Below are 18022 nucleotides of genomic sequence, written 5' to 3'. Positions count from 1 at the left end.
GGATAGGGTGCGGAAGGTTGAGAGCGAAAATCACCGCCCCGCGATCCTTGCCAGGCCGGCATTCGCCGTGCTGAGCATTGCGTCGGCGGGCGACTGCGCCGCGAGGCCGGTGGCGTCGAGGATTTCGGTGATATGCTCGTTGCCGATGCCAAGATCGCCGCGCGGCGGGCGGATGGCCTTTGCGAGCGCCCTTGCATCGCTCGCCGTGCCCGCGGGCGGGTTTTGCGCATCGCGGATTTCGGGCAGGGCGGCCATGACTGAATAGCCGGTATGCTCTGCGAGATATGCCGGCCATGTCACGTCATGATCGTGTCCGCCGAGGGCGGCGGTAAACACCTTGTCCGTCATGGCGAGTGCGATCAGATCCATGGCGAGCGCAATGCTCTGCCGGGTGGCCGCGTCCTGATCGGTGGCTTCAGCGCTCTGATTGATGGCTGTGGCGCTCTGTTTTATGCCTGCGGTGCTGGCCTTGAACTTCTCCGCGAGATGCGCGCCGAGGGCCTTGAAGATGCGTAGGGTTTCGCCCCCGCCGGCATGGGCCGGGAACGGGTTGAATATTGCCTGCTGCATGGCGGTATCGGCATAGGCAATGGCCTCTGTTTCATTTCCGCCTGATTGCTTGAGGCCCTTGTGATAATGCGCGAGCCAGGCCGGTATTTCGACAAAACAATATCGCAGCGTCCCCTCAAGCCAGCCGGCCAGCGTCTCCCACGCCGTTCGGGCATCCGAAAAAGCCTGACGACCAAGCATGAGGGACGAGCGGATGGTGACCTGGTCGATGATGCCGGGGCGGAAGGCATCTTGAAGCGCGGTGGCGAAATCGCCCCTGCCTGTTGCGGCGATGATGTCGTCCAGTCGGTAGCGGTGCGAAAGCGCTGTCGCGAGATCATTGGCGAGGCTTGTCGCGGTGGGGTTCTTTTTCATGAGGCGCGCCATCCGGCCAATAGTGTCGGCAGCGCGTAGTTCGCCGGCGCTCACCTCGTCCAGCCAGGTTTCCAGGCGGAGCGACGCGGCGAAATTTTTGGTCTGTAAGAAGACGTCCCCCAGCCTGGGATCATCCAGCAGCCGCCGTGCATTGGCGAGCGGCTCGCATAATTCCAGGTCGTAGAGCAGATGATTGACGTGCCGGTGCAGCACGGCGATATCGAGATCGAGCGGCTGGGCCTTGAGATCGGTGCGGGACCGGCCGTGGCCGGCCTCGGTCTGCGACCTCGCGAAACGGCCCGATGCCAGCGCCTGCGCCCGGTCCGGCGGCGCATCCGCGCTGTCATAGGCCAGCGGATAATAGCCGCCCTTCAGTGCCTTGCCGGCGATGGTGACGAGAGTGGGCTCTACCCATTGCGGTGCGATGCCGGTCAGGCGCTTTTCGCGCGCGGCGATATCGGGCTGGAAGGCGGCGAGATAATCCCAGACGGATTGCACGAAATCCGCATCGCGCGCATCCAGCGAGGCGAGCACGGCGCCAAGCCCGGCCTCATCCAGCGCGCCAGCACTGCGGGCATCCGTCAGGCGCCGGCGGTTTGCCTCATTGCCGGCATTGAACGCAATGGCGATCGCCTCCCATTTCGACAGGGACTGGCCAAGGGCCGGCAGATAACGGGGCTTGCCCATCTCGCTGATCTCTTCAGGCGAATAGACATCATAGAGCGCCCGCAGGTCGGCGGCGGCCTTCTGCCTGCGTTGCGCAAGCCTCTTTGCAGCTGCATCGAGCGGCGCCTTGATGGCCTGATAGGCGATGCCGCCGATCTGCCGCAACTGGGCGCCTGCTTCCAGCGCGTGATCGAGATGCGGGAGGTTCAGGAATCCGTCGTCGGCGGGTGGCGAGGTCTTGACGATGGCGTCGGCGAGCGCGGTGACGGTCTCGTCATAATCCGCCTCGCCATCGGCATCGGTCAGCCGGCTGGCGCGCTCTGCTGCATGTTCGAGGTTTTTCACCGCAGCCATGACGGCGCGGAAACGCTCCAGCGTGATCTCCTTGTAGGACTGGCGCCCGGCGGTGATCAAAACGCTATCGGGAATGGCAAGCTCGTTTTCCCGGCCGGCTTCCTTCATGGCCAGGATGTAGTTTCTAAGCGCCATGCGTGGATCATCCTGCCCGGCCTGCCGGCCAGTTGGCTGGCCGCCAAGCCCGTTGCGCCCAAGCAGCGCATCGATCGCGCCGAGATAATCGATATGGCTATTGTCGCGGCGGCTGGCCTCGGCCAGCTTTTCGCGCGCCGGGCCGCTTGCCAGTCGCGTGGCGTCAGCCTCTGACGCCTCGACTTCGCGGGCAACCTTGAGGCTTTCGGCATAGATCGTATGGTTGAGAAGCTGCCGGCGCCTGGCGGTGATCAGCTTGCCGATCCGCTCGTCCTGATCGGGGTGAGGGGGCGTCTCTACCTCACCTTCGCCGGCGACACCCCGGCTTGCCCTCGCGCGCCAGCCGTCATCCTGCGCCAGCTCATGGCCCAGCCGGACAGCCTCCATGCCGGTGCGCCGGCCGGCCGCGAGGAAGCGCGCACCGTCCATCGCATCGCCGACCTCCATGCCCGCAGTGGCCGAAAGCGCATAGGCTTCGGCCTCATCGACCGTCAGCCCCTCGCCACCGCCTGCGACCTCGACGATCGCCTTCAGCTCGGCCGCCAGCCATTGCGCCCGCCTGTTATTATGGACAGCGGCAATCGCCCGCTCCTTGGCCGAACCATCGATCAGCATATCGCCGTGGCGCTGCAGCATGACACGCTCGACCTCGAAGGCGATCGCCTCCGCCCGAGCCGGCGCCAGCGTCATGGCCGCCACCAGCTCATCGCCGGAGCCGATACCGAAGAGATCGGCGACGATATCCGGATCGAGCCCGCCCTCATCGGCATAGAGGGGGTGCTCGCCCTGTGGCAGGGCGTTGAGAACGGCCGCACCATAGCGTGCTACGAGGGCAGTCTTGTCGAAATGGATGTCACCTGCCGGTGCTGGCGTTTCAGCATCCAGCCAGTGCCGGTTCGCCATCCATTCGATGGCGCGGTAGAGGCCGGTGGCATCGATCTGCTTTTCCACCTCGCGCTGCACGGCAACCTTTTCTTTCCTGTAGGCCTGTTGCGCCTCGCGCCGCACGGGCTCCATCATCTGGCGCAACAGGCGGGATTTCGCCTCCTGCGCGGCGAGCGCGCGGAGTTTCAGCAAGCGGTCGTAGCGCGGCTGGCTGAGGCCGGCGGCTTGCGCATTGGCAAAGACGGGCTCGTCGCCGCCGACATCCTGCTGGGCCATCTCGATGGCGGTGTCGCAGGCGAGCAGGCGGAAGAAGATGGCGGCGATATCGGGGGCGAGGGAGATATCGAGGTCGACGAGGCGGCGATAGATGGAGAGCAGCCAGTCGCGGAATTGTTCCAGCACACCGCGCATCTCGGGTGAGGGCGCCGTGCCTTCGATAAGGTAGGTTTCAGCGGCGTGCGCGAAGACGGATTGCATGCCGGCATCGATGGCCGCGTCCTTGTTGGGGCTGCCGGTGGTGCCACGATCTAGCGCGGCGAGCACGTCTTTTGCGGTGATCGTGACGCCGGGTTTTGCCCGGGCGCCATCGGCTGCCACGGCGCGGACGTTTTCGCGCCACCAGCTTTCGAGATGGGTGAAATCCTCGATCACAGGGTGGATGCCGTGTGTTGCCATGTCCTGCATGGTTTCAAGGAAATAGCTGCTTGCTCCAAACAGTACGGCGGAGAGATCGGGCTTGCGGAATATATCGAGGAGCGCCACGCCGTCGGCGCTGTTCGGAGCGCGGGGAGCTGCATCGGGATTGCGATCCGGACGGGTAAAGAGACGGCTGGTTGCGGCGGAGATGTGTGCTTCCGCTGCCTGGCCATCTGGTAAAGGCTGAGCGGGCCGAACTTCGCTGGTGGGTGAAACTTTGGTCAGATTGTTCAACGGGAATCCTCTCGGCAAATCGACTAGCGATTACGGGTCTGGTGGGGGCTCTTAAAACTCAGCCCGCTGGGGTTGCGCTGCGTGTTTCCAGAGTTCGTGAGGCGCGCCGTCGTCTTCTGGACATACGAGCCTGGTGCCGCGTCGCCGACCCTTAGATCGCCCAGGAATATAGGCTTGTCGTTGGAATTGCTGCGTTTTTCCGTTGGGACTGGGCGGTGCGTGGGGGCGCCCAAATGCGAGGCAGTCGCTTCAGAATAATTGAACGCACCGGGGCTGAAGCGCATGCTGTCCCTGAAGTCCGCATCCGCTTTGGAATTGGTGGATTTGGCTAGGTAGTCGCTCGCAGGGGTTTTGATATCGCTGCCGGTGTCTTTTGCGACCTGCATGGCATGAGATCCATTCAGCCCGAAAGGATCCCCACCCGTCGCTTCAGCATATTTCGTGTGGGCATCCGGAGACGCGTAAATATATTCGGCGTCAGTGTCCTTCAGCACTTGAGCGCTGTAGTCGCGATGCTTTTCGGGGGCACGCTCGCGAAATTTGGACGACTCTACCGTCGTTGCCATTTCCTCAAATTGCTGGCGGCTCTGAATGGCTGCTTCGGGTTTTGACGCGGAAATGTGTAGGGAGCCGCGTCCGCGTGTGAGGAGGCGGACTCCCGCCGAAGCTAGATCCTGGATAACCTCCTTGCCGATGCCGGCAACGCCTCCGGCGACAAAGGTGGCACCGACCTTCTCCAGGATCTCTTGTTTCGGGTCGATGAAATATTGCTTGGCCGCATTCTGTGCGAGGAGTTGCGACGCCTGTGCTCCGCCTTCCTTGAAACCTACCGCGATCCATTTCTGCATGAACGAGTTCAAATACAGACGCTTGAGGACGGGCGAAGAGACCCTGTCGAAAGGGATCTTGTCGACAAGTGCGGTTGGGGCGTAAGCCCACGCCGCGAGGCTCTGCTGACCTTCGCTGAGATTGGCTTTTCTCGCGGCAGCAGCACCGTCTCCGGCGGCGCGCAGGAATTCCACTCCGGTACCGGCGAAGCGTCCAACCGTTACGGTTGCCACAATGTTGGGAAGATTGGCACCCAATATTTCGCCTGTCATGCGCCCCCAGCTGTTCTCGTACCCAGCTGCCGGGCGAAAAATGGTTTCGCCATAGTCTCCGACGTAAGCGCCCTGGGTCTGAAGGTATTGGGAAAGATTGTCCCATGTGGAGTCGAACCGCGCCTTTGCCTGGTCGGCCGTCAGGCGTCCCGCTCGAACGTCCCTCAAGACTCTTTTTGCCGTTGCCGCTTGGAACCACGACAGCTTGTCAAGTTCCATGTCCAGCAGGGCATAATCCTTGTCTGAAAGGCTTGCTGCTTTGGAAATCCTGTCAATGCGGGCCAGCTCTTCCTCCGATTTGGGGATTCGCATAAGCTGGCCGGTGCCTTCGACAATACGGCCCGTTGCCGTCACGGCGGCGCTGGCAGCGCCCTTCGGAACCTCTACAAGGTTCTGCCCGAATTCTTCGGTTCTTTTGACGACGTCGCTGGAAGAGGATGCCAGCAACTTGCGGACTTCCTCTGGCGTGGTGCCGTGCGAGCGAAGCGCGTCCAGATAGTATACGCCGTCGGCGGCATTGAGCGCGTCCTGTGCGTAGAGCTCCTGTTTCAGCGCGTCGGACTGTTCGTCGGTTGCGTCTCTCGCGTTGATGATTTTTTCAATCAGCGCATCTTTTTTTCTGGTTTTCTCCTGGGGATCGTCTTCGCCAACCTGCTCGCTCGACCCGGCGGCGGGGGCGGAGGGCGAAACGGCAGATTGCGCATCTGGACCTATATTTTCCGAAGGTGCAGCGTCGGGCTGCGGGGCGGGCTGAACTGAAACTTCACGCTGATCGGGAGATTGAGCGTCCGCGCTCGCTGGCCCTACCGATGGAGACGCAGGCTGCAGATTGCTGACTTCTTCGGGTGGCGGATTGTCGGGTTGGGCGGTAGGAGCAACCTTCTCCAGCGATGGAGCAGGTTGCTGCGGGGCGGAGCCGGAAGAGCCAGCGGACGGCATACCGGGAATCGTAGACGGGCCGGTTGGCTCCTTCTTCGGAAGCGTGACGTCACCGAAAGCTTTCGGCACCTGGCCGAACCGTTGTGCCATCTCTTCGAAGGAACACAGGTTGTAGACATCATCCTTCGCCAGAAGGACGGCCATGGGATTTTCGCCATACCAGGTCGCCGTCTTCCTTGCGGTGGAGAGCAGCGCCTTGTTGCGCGTCTCGTCCATAATGCGTTGAAATGTTGGGCGATGTTCCTTCACCATTGGGAAGGTCGGGAGAGGATTCCCCGTTCTTTCCGAATACTCCCGCGCGAAATTAAGGCTATTCGCAACCTCGTCTGGATTCTCATCCGAGGATTGAATATAGCTGGCGACGGCAGCGTCCTGCTGCCGTCGTTTCCAGACGTCATAAGGTTGCATGTTATCCATGTCTGTCTCCCGTTCAGCCGAGAGACAGGGGTAAGTGCGGAAGAGTTGTTTTATAAATTTGAGGAGGAATGCCGATGGCAAACGGGACTGATGTGCGTGGGGCGTCCGCGGGTGCCAGGGGTGGCGTGTGGAAGAGCATCGCGCTATTGGCGGCCGTGGCTGAGGCCAGCTACGTTGCCATCATGATCGCCATCGACAAGAGCGTGCCGGAAGGTACGGCTGCGATGCTAAGGTTTTTCGGTGAGGCTGTCGGCGGTGCCATACCCTCATTCGTTCTGGGTCTAGTCGTACTCCTCATTGTCCGTTTCCTCAGACGCAGAAGCGGAGCGCCTTTCGCCGGCCTACTCAGTGGAGCGATCGTTACGCTTGCGGCGTCCTACTCGCAGTATATCGGCGAGCTCCATCACCTGGGCAGACTTCAATAGAGACATGCAGCGCCGGAAGCTTGCCTGGGTGGCGAAGACAGGGCGGGGTGCGAGCATAACGGGGCAGGATGTTTTCGAAGAATTTCGGCCATCGGCTGGCCGCGGCCGGGATTGCGATCTCTTTGTCTCTCGTTTCGTTCGCTTCGGGTGCGGCCGGCCAGGACACCCGTTTCCCGCCGGAATTTCTCTTCGGCATCAGGGCGGGAGACAGCTACGAGAGCATCCTGTCGCAGCAGGGCTGGTATGCCTGTGGCGATGCCAAAAGGCAGGCCGCATGCTTTGACGAGGCAAGGGTTCTCGGCCAGGTCGGCCAGTATGAGATCGGAATGGTGGAGGGCAGGGCATATCTCGCCCTCTTCACTCCGTCTGGCCCGGACGCTTTCTGGCCGACGGTCAGAGCAACGAAGACTTTCAATGGTGGTGTCAGCAACCTCGTCGAATTCCACACCAAGAACGCCGATGTCGATGTGATCAAGGCCGTTCACGATCTCGGTTTCAAGGAGGCGTTGAACAGGTTTTCGCGTTATCTGGCGGACGGCAATCTGAATCTACAGCGGGTGACGATCGTTCCAATGGATCCGCCGCTGGAAACAGCGTTCCCCGATGCCAAGGCCTATCTGAGGAGCCTGCCGCCGGGAGCGGTCGAGATTTCCGTATCGCTCTATTTCGATGAGCTCACGATTGTGAGTTTTCTACCGTCGGCCTCGCAGCGACGGATGCTGTTTCCGGGGCATTCCATCGAAAATTGCGAAGCTGCGGCGCCGGATGGCAAGAATTGAAACATTGGGGAGAGGGCAATCATGGGATTTATGGAAATTATCGTCGGGCTGCTGCTTCTTTACGTCTGCAATCGCCTGTCGGAGGCATTGCCCACGGGCTTTCTGTTTTCGCTTGTCATATGGCTGTTGACGGTGCTTGCCGCCTTCGTTGGCTTTACAGCAGTCTTCTTCATCAAGGGTATGCTTCCGCACCCCTATGTCACGAACGGTGAGATCATCATCAAGGAGATGCAGGGCTTTTTCCTGGCTCTGATTGCCTCACCCTTTGTCGTCTGGTTCTATCGAAACAGACGCCGGGCGAGGGCCGCCGCGCCGCCTGCAGATGGCGGATCGGCATCGTCAGGCGGAACCCGCTCATAATGGTCGAACCGCATGCTGTGGCTTGCCCGTCCATCGGACCGGGCATGGAGCTGATTGCCGTAGCCGAGCAGGTTTGCGAGCGGCGCAAGGGCATTTATGATGACGGTATTGCCATCCGGATCCTGTCTATCGATCCGGCCGCGCCGTGCCCGCAGATCGGCGGTGATCAGCTCGGCGTAGTCTGCCGGGGTGACGACGTCCAGCCACATGACCGGCTCGAGAATGATAAGCTCGCCCATGTCAAGCACCTGGCGCATTGCCATGCGTGCGGCGGTTTCGAAGGTGAGGGGTGAAGAGTCGATATCGTGGAAGGCGCCGTCGAACAGAATGACGCTGATATCGACGACGGGATCACCGGCGATCATGCCTGGGGCGATGACCGATCGCAGCCCCTTTTCGACAGCGGGAATATAGGCTTCCGGCACCGCGCCGCCGACGATCTCTGACCGGAATTGGAAGCCTCGGCCGGTGTCGTTTGCTGTGGCGGTCAGTTTGATGCGGGCGAATTCGCCGGTTCCGCCGATCTGTCGTTTGTGGGTGTAGTCGATCTCGGTGACCCGCGCGATGGTCGCCCGGCAGACGACCTTTGGCGGGCTGATGTCTGCATCGACTGCGTAGGCGCGCTTGATCTTATCGAGAGCGATGGCGAGATCGGCTTCGTTTGCGGCTCTCAGGAGCGCGTGGCCGGTTTCAGCCTCGATCCAGGTGATGGACGGCCAGGTGATGAATGGATCATTTTCGGCAAGTGCGCTGAGGGCGAGCCGTAGTCGCTGCCGGTCTTTTGGGGATCGGAGTGCAATTGACGCCTGAACAAGGTCTTTCCCGGTTTCATCCATAGTGGGGCTCGATGAGAGAGGACATGGCAGACGGGCTGGGCTTACCACGCAGCCCGCTCAAGTCTCCACATCAGATCTCCCGCAGTCGGCTTTCGGGCTCGACGATAGGGATTTTGCGGATGGTTGCAATTGCTGCGAAAGGCGTAGGCGGACGCGATCGGACGCCGACGGGCAATTTGCCCGCCGGCTATGGACTTCAGAACGCCTCGCGGCTGTCGCTTCTGGGGTCGCCTTCGATCTGGTGCAGCCGGTAGAGATCGCCGCGGGCGGTGCGCCGCCAGGGCCGCGCGGGGTTCTCCGGATTGGTGGTGATGTCGGCAAAGGCGATACGGGGTTTGCCGTCCGCTGGGCAGAGGGCTGCCCATTGGCCATTGGGAGCAGCGATGCCGCAGGGGGCAATCACGCTCTGCGGGGCGTGGGAGGCGTAGCTTACCCAATAGGTATTGCTGGCGGCGAGACCCAGCACCTCGGCGGCAAAGGGCGGGGCTGCGGAGGGTGTTTCTCCCGATGTCGAGAAGAGCACGCAGTCCACATCGAGCCTCTCATATTCGATGAAGATTTCGGGATAATGCGACTCCATGCCGGCAGCGCAGCCGAAGCGCAGGCCGTCCACTTCGAAAGTGACGGGGATCTTGCCCGGCGAATACATGAAGGAGATCTTCGTGTGGGAGAGCAGGCGCTCGTCATAGCGCGTCACGAGATCGCCCCTGTCTGAGATGACATAGAGGCTGTTATGCGGCCGGTGCGGCGGGGTCAGCCGGTGGGGTGCGCCGAAGACCGTCCAAAGTTTCAGCTTCTTTGCGAGCTCTCTCGTCTCCTCCAGCTCCTCGCGTAGAACCTCCCATTGGTAACGGCTCCAGTCGGCAGCGCCGATCTCGGCGGGGCCGATTTCGGAGAGGATGCGCTTGTTGGGAAAACAGATCGTTCCCTCCGGGAAGTGGAGGAGGCGGGCGCCGGCATCGTGGGCCTGGCGCATGAGGTGGCGCATTTCGATGCCGTTGGCGCGGAAGGCGTCAGCATCGCGCGGGTCAAGGCGGACCATGGTCTGGGCGACGGCCAGCCGCAGGGATTTGCCGGTGGGCTCATCCGTTTGCGGTTCTGTTCGGGATGTTGTTTGCGGCGCGCGGATGTGGCTCAGGGCTGAAGTATAGGATTCGCCGGTCTTTGCCGCGCGGGTGCGCACCTTGCGTTTGAAGTTTCCGTTTCGGGTCATTGTCAGGCCTTTCCGTCACGGGCGCATGTTCCCCAGCAACCACGCCCGAGCGATCGGACCAAGGTTTTCGAACCCGAGACGGAAGTCCCTTTGCCTCCGTTTGAAAGACCCTGCCGGGGAGGATCGCTGGAGGTTGGGCGCAGGCCACGCCTGACCCAGAAGATGTCGCTGCCGGCCCGATTCGTCAATCTGGGAGGTGTCCGTGAGGAGGCTGTGACGCGACTTCCTGGATGGCGGCGGATGATCCGCCGCCATATGTTTGCCTTGCGTTGAGTCAGGCGCCTTACGCTGCGGCAATGCCGTTGAGTTCAGCCATCACATCATCGGGCAGCTCGATATCGGCAATCGCGAGGTTTTCCCTGAGGTGACCACGCGAGGATGTGCCGGGGATGAGCATGATGTTCGGCGCGCGCTTGAGGAGCCAGGCGAGTGCCACCTGCAGCGGCGTGGCGCTGAGGCGGGTGGCGACATCCGAGAGCGTCGAGGACTGCAGGGGCGAGAAACCGCCGAGCGGGAAGAAGGGCACGTAAGCCGTACCTTCGTCTGCGAGCTTGTCGATCAGCGCGTCATCCTCACGGTTGGCGAGATTGTACTGGTTCTGGACACAGACGATGTCGGTGATCTTGCGGCCGTCATCTACCTGCTTTGCGGTTACATTCGATAGGCCGATATGCTTGATCAGGCCTTGCTGCTGCAGTTCGGCGAGAGCCGTCAGCGGTGCCTCGAGCGAGCCTTCGGCCGGACCATGCACATCGAACATGGCGCGCAGATTGACCACTTCGATGACATCGAGGCCGAGATTCCCAAGGTTGCTGTGGATCGCCGCCGTCAGCTCTTCCTTTGAAAAGGCCGGCCTCCAGGAAGCATCGGACCCGCGCAGCGCGCCGACCTTGGTGACGATGACAAGATCGTCTCTATAGGGGTGCAGCGCTTCCTTGATGATCTGGTTGGTGACATAGGGGCCGTAGAAATCGCTGGTGTCGATGTGGTCGACGCCGCTTTCGACGGCTTCGCGCAGCACGGCGATTGCCTCGTTTCGATCCCGCGGCGGGCCGAAGACGCCCTTGCCGGCGAGCTGCATGGCGCCATAGCCGAGGCGCTTGACCGCGCGGTCGCCGAGCTTGAAGGTTCCGGATTTTTCGACAGTAGACATGAAATCTCTTCTCCGATTGAAGGCAGGCCCCGATTGAAGGCACGAGGGAGATAGGTCCGTATCATTGCTGCGACAATTGGCTATAATCCGGACGGGCTGTCCTGTATGGAGGACAATGAATGAGATCAGGATTATGAAGCAGGGTTCGCCAGAAATCAGCGATGTCAGCGCTTTTCTCGCTGTGGCAAGGGCCGGCGGTTTTCGCGAGGCGGAGCGGGCAGGGCATATGAGTTCCTCGGCGCTCAGCGATGCGGTGCGCCGGCTGGAGGCCGAGCTTGGCGTTCGGCTGCTCAATCGCACGACACGCAGCGTGGTGCCGACGGAGGCCGGCCGCGGGCTGATGGAGCGGCTCGGCCCCGCCTTCAGCGAGATCAATGCGGCGCTCGATTTCGTCAAGGATTTTCGCGATCGGCCGGCCGGCACGCTGAAGCTCAATGTACCTGTCAGCGCGGCGCGGCTGGTGCTGCCGTGCATCGTGCCGGCGTTTCTCAGAGCCTATCCGGATATCCGCCTCGAAATCGTCACCGAGGAGAATTTCGTCGATATCATTGCCGCCGGCTGCGATGCCGGGATCCGCTATGACGAGCGGCTGGAACAGGACATGATCGCGGTGCCGATCGGCCCGCGCATCCAGCGTTATGCCGGCGCTGCTTCATCCGCTTATCTCGCAGAATACGGGCGGCCGGAGCATCCGCGGGATCTGCTTCAACATGCCTGCATCCGCGGGCGTTTTGCCGGCCGCGCCATCCCGGTCTGGGAGTTCGAGCGCAATGGCGAGATCGTCAGGGTCGATCCGCCGAGCCCGCTGATCGTCCAGAATGGCGGCGGGACGGATCTCGCCGTCGACGCGGCGGTTGCCGGAACTGGCGTCGTCTTCACCTTCGAGGACTGGCTGAAACCCTATTTTGCAAGCGGCGCGCTGGAACCGGTGCTGGAGTCCTGGTGGGAGAGCTTTTCCGGCCCCTTCCTCTATTATCCCGGCCGGCGGCTGGTGCCGGCGCCGCTGCGCGCCTTCATCGATTTCGTCAAGGCGATGCCGCGGGAGGCGTGAGCAGAGATCATCGGCCCGCAACGTGGTAGAGTGGGTGCGGGCGATGCATTCGCCGCATCGCCATCATTCTCAATGATGGAGAAGATCATGAGCGACGCAAGCATGATGCCCGGCAACGGGACCACTGAGATGAAGCTGGAAATCATCGTCGTGCCCGTGTCGGATGTCGACCGGGCCAAGGCATTTTACAGCGGGCTCGGCTGGCGCCTCGATGCCGATTATTCCTCTGGTGACAATTACCGGGTGATCCAGTTCACCCCGCCGGGCTCGAACGCCTCCGTCATTTTCGGGAAAAACGTGACACCGGCGGCACCCGGCTCCGCGCAGGGGCTCTATCTCATCGTCTCCGACATCGAGGCGACCCGCAAAGAGTTGCGGGAGCGCGGTGTGGAGGTCAGCGAGGCCTTCCATCCTGAAGGCGAGGTCTATGGCGGGCCTGACGTGCCCTATCTCTTCGGCCGGCGCCGGGTCAGCGGCCCCGATCCCGATCGCAGTAGCTATCGTTCCTTCGCTTCCTTCAACGACCCTGACGGCAACGGCTGGCTCTTCCAGGAAATCACCGCCCGGCTGCCGGGGCGGATCACCTCGGACCTTGCCGCCTTCGGCACGGCGAAAGACCTTGCTGCAGGGCTGCGCCGGGCAGCCGAAGCCCATGGCGAGCATGAGAAGCGCAATGGCGGCAAGCATGACGAAAACTGGCCGGACTGGTATGCGGAATACATGATGGCCGAGCAGACGGGCAAGCCGCTGCCGCTGTGAATTGATGGCGAGTGGGGCCGGCCGGATTGGCTTGGTCCCCGCCCGCTATTTTACGACAGCTCACATCGTACAGGTTCGATCTGGGCCGCCCATTTCCAGAGATCGTCCATCTGGTTCGGCGGAATGCCCATGGCCACCGCAAGGAGATCGATGCGGGGATCGTTGCGGGAATATTCCTGGGCGTCCTCGATCATGATGCGCGCGGTTTCCTTGTCCTTCACCGACATGTCGGCCATGCCGTTGACAAGGGAGAGGACATCGGCTTTGAAAACCGGCGGTTCGAGTTCGAGTGCGGCGAGCCAGAGCTGCCATTTCTTGAGGGAAGGGAAGGCGTCTTCGAGGCCGAGGGGGTCGCGGAGGAATTTGGCGATCAGGGGTTCTTGGTCGTCGTGAGCTGTGACATCCGGCATCCCCGGCTGTGGAGCCCCCAGAATTTCGAGGATTTTTCCCTCACTGTCCTGTCTTGCGTAAACCGTGGTCATGCCCAAAACCTCTTGCATTGCCAATCATCCCAGCCTGTCAAGTATGCTGCCACACTCGCTGTACCGTTTATGTCCACCTCGCGCATTACCTGAGCCGAGGCATTCGTCCTGACTGGGGTTAAGGCCCCAAGTTCAGTTCCGCCACCTCCTGAGTTACCCGTGGCGCGGCTGCGAGCAATCATCAGACCAATGAAGAGAGAGGATACAGGGCCTATAGCGGAAATGGCGTCACCGTTCGTCCCTGTGTTTATGTCGATAAATACCAAGGCATCTACCGAGATACCCATCGGACAACTGGCAAGGGTGAGGGGTGTCCATGTCGCGTTGCCCGCTGTGTTGGAATAGAGCAAGGCATTCGCAATAAGTACCCGGTTGCCAGACTGCTGGAACGTGACGATGTTTCCGGAGCTGTTCGTCAGGATTATGCCTACCCGGCTACCAGAGAATAGCTCCCACCCCAAGGGCACCGCGACCCCGCTTTCAGTGGCCGATAACGAGGCGACGAATTTGGTGCTCCCATCCGTCAGGCTTCTGACTGCGTACACGAAGTAGGTCTTACCGGGCTGCACCGTGCCGGTGTCCAAGCAACCCGAGCCCGTCCCGAAAACAGCTGCGAGACTGCAGGCGGTATCCACTGCTGTGGTATGCTTCCTGCCCCCGAAGAAACCGAAGCCGGCCCCAACGGTAAAGGTTGTAGCGGTCGAGTAGGCGGGCACAAAGCCGACCATGAAGTCCAGCCCGAGCGCTGACGCCACATATTTGACTATGCTGCCCGCGAGAACCTTTCTCAGGCCCCAGCCTGTCGCGCTGTCGGCAATGGCGAACTCGTCGCTATCCACGATGTCGGTCTTTGCCGACGCGCCGTGAAGCCAGCCGGCGAGCGTATTGGCGACGGCATTGTAGATCGCCAGGGTCTTCCGATACCAATGAAAGGCGGAAAACAGCCCGCCCGAACCGGCAATCGCGACATCTTCCGGATTCGTTGCATAGGCGGTCGCGAGGCCGGCGCTGGCATTTGCGCTCGTTGCTGACTGAGCGGCTTCTGCGGCCTTCTGCTGGGCGGTTTGCGTCAGGCCGGCAACATCAGGAATGTCATCAGCAATATCAGCCACAGTCTCCAGGTATTGCGAGACTGCGGCAACGGCCTCCAGCGCATCGCCTTTGTCGCTGAGCGTCAGAACGTCTGCAATCAGCTTGTCGATCGTTGCTGAATCGAATGAGGGCGGAATGGTGACTGCGCGGGCCGCTCTTTCCTTGAGCTGCTGGAGCCTCATCACAACGAGGTCAAGCGCCTGCTCGACGGTCTCCGCATAATAGGCCCCCTGGTTTTCCAGGTCTGTTTCCTGGGTAAAGGGTACGTCCAGCAGCAAAGTTATCTTGGTGCCGGCCGCGGGGGCGGGGACGATGACCGCGCTTCCGCCGCCATCGTTGCCAGTGCCGGTCACAGTATAATCGGCGTCGAGCACCAGGATTGAATCTGTGCCCGATGCATCCGTCCGGATCACCTGCAGATGACGGGGCTCCAGGATTTTGAACTTGTATTCGAAAGCCGTGGCGACGCCGTCCCCATTATAGGGGCCGGATCGGTTTATCTCGCTCGAAATGGTCATGTGATTGTACCTCTGGTTTCCTGAACCATAGGCTCAGGAAGGTTGTCGGCCTGACCTGGCCAATCCGCTTCGAGCGCGAGATGGTCTTGCTTCGTCACCGGGCAGACGGGCCTGGTTCGCGGCCGTGACAGCAGGCGCCTTGATCGCTGCGTTTTTCATGTGGGTGAGAGAAGTCCTGATGTCTTGCCAGCTTTCCGTTGGTATCCGATCGTCACGGCCCTTCAGCTCGGCTTCGACGCCATGATCGCCACGACATCACCGATGGGCTACGGCCATGTCTATGCGCCGCAGCACTATGTCGATGCGTGGCTTGCGGTGACGGACCCGCCGGGGTGGTCGCCCGAGGCGGTGGAGCGGCTCAAGGTTCAGTTCGAGAAGGCGTCAGTTGGGAAGTGAGGCGTTGGCCATGCTTTCCTGCGAGGATAAAGACCTTTGGTTTTCACTGATGCAGGGTGTCAGCGATTGAGCATGAATAATTCATACTCGTTTGCAACTTCATCCTGCGTAGGCTTCTTGCCGTTTTTCTTCGTCAGTTCGGCTTCAAACTCCATCCTGAGATCGCGCGGAATATCTTCATACTGCACGGCGATATCGTAGCTCTGATCGTCGGTAAGCGAGTTGACCTGATAGAGGTAGCCGGAGCTCTTTGCGGGAGTTCCGCCGCTGAAAAAAGAGTTCGGCGTGCTGATGACGATCGGGAACAGCAGGCGGTTGATCATTTTCTGTATATCGCTCTGGGTCGGGTTCTGGCCGTCGTTCTTGTCCTTGAATACATCCATCTGATCGAGGAGTGCTGACCGGAACTCGGCAACGCGGCGCGGCACAGTGTAGGAGGTGGCGAAGCCGCCGTCCTGAGTGAGGAGGCCAAGAGCTTCCAGTTGGGGTTTCGCGAGTTCGAAGGCGGTATTGATATCGAGGCTTTCGAGCCGGGCCTTTCGCAGGTCGGTGAGTGCCGTTTGTCGCCAGCCGGTGACTTTTCCCCAATCCTTGTCAGAGAGCTTGGGACGGTATTCGAGGAGATCGATTTGCGAGAAGGCGGCCGGATCCCTGGCGAACTCGGTCTGCAGGTCGTAGAGCGTCTGCGTATCCGTCGCCGGCTGGCCGTAGGCGCGGACCTTTTCCTTGTAGTCGCGCAGCGTAAGCAAGCCGGATGGGCCGATTGCCTGCTGGATGTGGACGGGCAGTTTCGTCGGGTCGAAGGTCGGGTCTGCGATGACCTGGTTGTTTGCCCATTCCTGCACCTGCACGCGCTGGGCGTCGAGCGCCTTCTTCTGCGAGACGGTATAGGCGTTGAGCTGGGCTTCAGTGGCGGCGCGCAGCGCCGGGTCGGTAATGCTGTTCAGGCTCTCTTGGATCCTGCGCAGGCCCTCGGGATTGTAGTTCGGCAGAGTCATGGTCTTTTCATCGACGGTGCCGGATGTGCGGAAGCTGACGACCTCGTTTGCGGCGTGGACGGTTAGCGCCGTATCGCCTGTTCGCCTCGGATCGGGGCCGAGCACGAGGATGTTGCCGTCGGCATCGTAGCCGCGGAAGAAGCCGATCTGGCCATTGTCGGTGCCGTTGTTGCTACCGGCGCCTTTCTTTTGCTGCGGGCCGAGCACGACGATGTCGCCGAGGCGGGGTGTCTGCGTCGGCAGGCCGAAATGGCGGAAGCTTGTGGCGTCGGCAGCAGCGCTGCCGACGAGATTGGCAGGCGCTGCGGCGGTCCCCAGGAGGGCGCCTGTGACATCGCTCAGCCAGCCCCTGAGCGAGGGGTCGACCGTGTTGCCGGCGGCATTTTTCACGAAGCCTGCCAGCGCCAGATCGTCCTTCACTTTGCCGGGGAAGGCGAGCGTGGCGGCGACAGTGCGGAAATCCTCGGGGCCGCTAGGCTGGCGGGGTTTGGGCTGAGGCGTGCCTGGCCGTGGGGTGGTGGTTGGCGAGACAGCGGTTCGATTGCCGGCGGTTTGCGGGGCTGCGGTCTTGCCCGCCGAGGGCTGCGCGCCAAGCGTGCGTGCTCTCCCGGTTGTGCTGCCGGCGCCATCCGTTTCGAGGCCGGTGCTTTTTGCACTTGTGGCGGCCGGCTGACCGGGGCCGCCGGTCTGCTGCTGGCGGACGCCTGCGCCGGCATCGGCGTTTGCAGCCGGTGCGGCGGGCGAGGGGCCGGCACCGGCATCCGGCGCACCCGTATAGGTCGGCATCCGGCCGGCGATAATGTCGGTGGCGTTGTGCCTGGCCTTTTCGTCCTGGACTGCGGGTTCCAGCGATTTCAGCACCGCAGCGCTGTCGGCCGGCAGAATCCTGTCGCCGGCGTCCTTGATATATTGCTCTGCCCCGATGGGGCTGTCATTGGCCATGCGCAGCGCGACGTTCCTCGTCGTGTCGGAGACGTACCGGGCGCGTTCCTGGTCGAGCTTTTCCTTGCTCCAGCCCTGCATGTGGCCCTGATGCTCGATCTCGGTGACGCCTTTGCGGATCTCGGCATCGACCTTGGCCGGATCGCTATAGACGGCGACGGCATTGGCGCTCGCGGATTTGATGCTGTTGGCCGAGGTCTCGGCAAACCACGCCTTGCGCTGGTCGAATGTGTGGCGGATCGTGCTGTCCAGCAACGTGTTCATGCTGGCGCGGCTGGTCTCTTCATAGGTGCGGGCGGCACCCGGCGTCAGGCCCTTGCCGAATTCGGCGCGCTTCTGCTCGGCAAGCTTTTCGAAGGTGGCGCGGCCTTCCACGGCGGCGCGGCCGGTCAGCGTCAGGAAGCCGCTCTTGCCGTAAAGCCCGTCGCGCTGCCAGTCGTTGAGCTTCGTCTGTGCATCCTTGGCGGCATTGGCATTATCAAGCTTCTCCACCTCCACCACGGCTTCGCCGAGCGTGCCCATGCCGGTTGCGAGCCCCTGCATGCCCTTGCCGATGGCGGAGCCGAAAGCCTCGGCATCGGCCTGCACGGTGAATCCCTCGGTATATTCGGGGCGCAGCGGGACGTGCTGTTGCGTATCCTGATAGGTCGGAACTGTCGGCATGCATC

The 18022-nt window shown here is 61.7% G+C and carries 13 protein-coding genes and 1 pseudogene; 6 read left to right on the top strand and 8 right to left on the bottom strand.

Going from position 1 to position 18022, the window contains the following annotated elements:
* Positions 1–30 precede the first annotated feature (30 nt).
* Positions 31–3894, bottom strand: a complete 3864-nt coding sequence (locus AC1DM5_RS23070) for a hypothetical protein (RefSeq protein WP_477823248.1) — start codon at positions 3892–3894, stop codon at positions 31–33.
* A 23-nt stretch (positions 3895–3917) separates the two neighbouring features.
* On the bottom strand, positions 3918–6350 hold the full coding sequence (locus AC1DM5_RS23065) for a hypothetical protein (RefSeq protein WP_477975685.1): 2433 nt from the start codon (positions 6348–6350) through the stop codon (positions 3918–3920).
* A 92-nt stretch (positions 6351–6442) separates the two neighbouring features.
* Here AC1DM5_RS23065 and AC1DM5_RS23060 point away from each other — a divergent pair, with 92 nt between their 5' ends.
* The 3 genes from AC1DM5_RS23060 to AC1DM5_RS23050 all read left to right on the top strand — a co-directional run bounded on the left by AC1DM5_RS23060 (position 6443) and on the right by AC1DM5_RS23050 (position 7914).
* Positions 6443–6775 carry a hypothetical protein gene (locus tag AC1DM5_RS23060; RefSeq protein WP_477975683.1) on the top strand — a complete coding sequence of 111 codons (333 nt, stop codon included), beginning with the start codon at positions 6443–6445 and terminating at the stop codon, positions 6773–6775.
* A 68-nt stretch (positions 6776–6843) separates the two neighbouring features.
* On the top strand, positions 6844–7554 hold the full coding sequence (locus AC1DM5_RS23055) for a hypothetical protein (RefSeq protein ID WP_477823251.1): 711 nt from the start codon (positions 6844–6846) through the stop codon (positions 7552–7554).
* A gap of 21 nt (positions 7555–7575) precedes the next feature.
* Positions 7576–7914: a hypothetical protein gene (locus AC1DM5_RS23050; protein ID WP_477823252.1), complete on the top strand. Its 339-nt coding sequence runs from the start codon at positions 7576–7578 to the stop codon at positions 7912–7914.
* Here AC1DM5_RS23050 and AC1DM5_RS23045 read toward each other — a convergent pair.
* From AC1DM5_RS23045 to AC1DM5_RS23035, 3 genes are all read right to left on the bottom strand, one after another.
* The gene (locus tag AC1DM5_RS23045) at positions 7833–8750 is read right to left on the bottom strand and encodes a translation factor GTPase family protein (RefSeq protein ID WP_477823253.1); all 918 of its coding nucleotides are present in this window, start codon (positions 8748–8750) and stop codon (positions 7833–7835) included. The genes AC1DM5_RS23050 and AC1DM5_RS23045 overlap by 82 nt on opposite strands.
* Positions 8751–8946: 196 nt before the next feature.
* Positions 8947–9963 (bottom strand): carbon-nitrogen hydrolase family protein, encoded by a 1017-nt coding sequence (locus AC1DM5_RS23040; protein WP_477823254.1) that lies wholly within the window; start codon positions 9961–9963, stop codon positions 8947–8949.
* Positions 9964–10246: 283 nt separating this feature from the next.
* Entirely contained in the window at positions 10247–11116 is an 870-nt protein-coding gene (locus tag AC1DM5_RS23035; protein ID WP_477823255.1) for an aldo/keto reductase family oxidoreductase, read from the bottom strand.
* Between the two features lie 133 nt (positions 11117–11249).
* Here AC1DM5_RS23035 and AC1DM5_RS23030 point away from each other — a divergent pair, with 133 nt between their 5' ends.
* Positions 11250–12167 (top strand): LysR family transcriptional regulator, encoded by a 918-nt coding sequence (locus tag AC1DM5_RS23030; protein WP_477823256.1) that lies wholly within the window; start codon positions 11250–11252, stop codon positions 12165–12167.
* Between the two features lie 87 nt (positions 12168–12254).
* Positions 12255–12926, top strand: coding sequence for a VOC family protein (locus AC1DM5_RS23025; protein WP_477975681.1), 672 nt, complete (start codon positions 12255–12257; stop codon positions 12924–12926).
* A 50-nt stretch (positions 12927–12976) separates the two neighbouring features.
* Here the strand turns inward: AC1DM5_RS23025 and AC1DM5_RS23020 are convergent, their stop codons facing one another.
* A complete protein-coding gene (locus AC1DM5_RS23020) occupies positions 12977–13408 on the bottom strand; it encodes a hypothetical protein (RefSeq protein ID WP_477823258.1) in 432 nt (143 codons plus the stop codon).
* On the bottom strand, positions 13405–15018 hold the full coding sequence (locus tag AC1DM5_RS23015; protein ID WP_477823259.1) for a hypothetical protein: 1614 nt from the start codon (positions 15016–15018) through the stop codon (positions 13405–13407). The genes AC1DM5_RS23020 and AC1DM5_RS23015 overlap by 4 nt, the downstream gene beginning before the upstream one ends.
* Positions 15019–15186: 168 nt before the next feature.
* On the opposite strand from AC1DM5_RS23015, the pseudogene AC1DM5_RS23010 reads away from it, so the two are divergent.
* Positions 15187–15414, top strand: a pseudogene (locus AC1DM5_RS23010) (alpha/beta-hydrolase family protein); the annotation flags it as partial.
* A 59-nt stretch (positions 15415–15473) separates the two neighbouring features.
* Here the strand turns inward: AC1DM5_RS23010 and AC1DM5_RS23005 are convergent.
* On the bottom strand, positions 15474–18017 hold the full coding sequence (locus AC1DM5_RS23005; protein ID WP_477975679.1) for a hypothetical protein: 2544 nt from the start codon (positions 18015–18017) through the stop codon (positions 15474–15476).
* Between the last annotated feature and the right edge of the window lie 5 nt (positions 18018–18022).

It is taken from the genome of Rhizobium sp. 01T437, from assembly GCF_056398505.1.
This window is presented reverse-complemented; position numbering and strand designations above follow the sequence as displayed.

Coding starts and splice junctions, on each gene's coding strand:
- AC1DM5_RS23035 (WP_477823255.1), bottom strand. CDS start 11,116: ATGTCTACTGTCGAAAAATCCGGAACCTTCAAGCTCGGCGACCGCGCG.
- AC1DM5_RS23040 (WP_477823254.1), bottom strand. CDS start 9,963: ATGACCCGAAACGGAAACTTCAAACGCAAGGTGCGCACCCGCGCGGCA.
- AC1DM5_RS23020 (WP_477823258.1), bottom strand. CDS start 13,408: ATGACCACGGTTTACGCAAGACAGGACAGTGAGGGAAAAATCCTCGAA.
- AC1DM5_RS23055 (WP_477823251.1), top strand. CDS start 6,844: ATGTTTTCGAAGAATTTCGGCCATCGGCTGGCCGCGGCCGGGATTGCG.
- AC1DM5_RS23030 (WP_477823256.1), top strand. CDS start 11,250: ATGAAGCAGGGTTCGCCAGAAATCAGCGATGTCAGCGCTTTTCTCGCT.
- AC1DM5_RS23015 (WP_477823259.1), bottom strand. CDS start 15,018: ATGACCATTTCGAGCGAGATAAACCGATCCGGCCCCTATAATGGGGAC.
- AC1DM5_RS23050 (WP_477823252.1), top strand. CDS start 7,576: ATGGGATTTATGGAAATTATCGTCGGGCTGCTGCTTCTTTACGTCTGC.
- AC1DM5_RS23045 (WP_477823253.1), bottom strand. CDS start 8,750: ATGGATGAAACCGGGAAAGACCTTGTTCAGGCGTCAATTGCACTCCGA.
- AC1DM5_RS23025 (WP_477975681.1), top strand. CDS start 12,255: ATGAGCGACGCAAGCATGATGCCCGGCAACGGGACCACTGAGATGAAG.
- AC1DM5_RS23005 (WP_477975679.1), bottom strand. CDS start 18,017: ATGCCGACAGTTCCGACCTATCAGGATACGCAACAGCACGTCCCGCTG.
- AC1DM5_RS23065 (WP_477975685.1), bottom strand. CDS start 6,350: ATGGATAACATGCAACCTTATGACGTCTGGAAACGACGGCAGCAGGAC.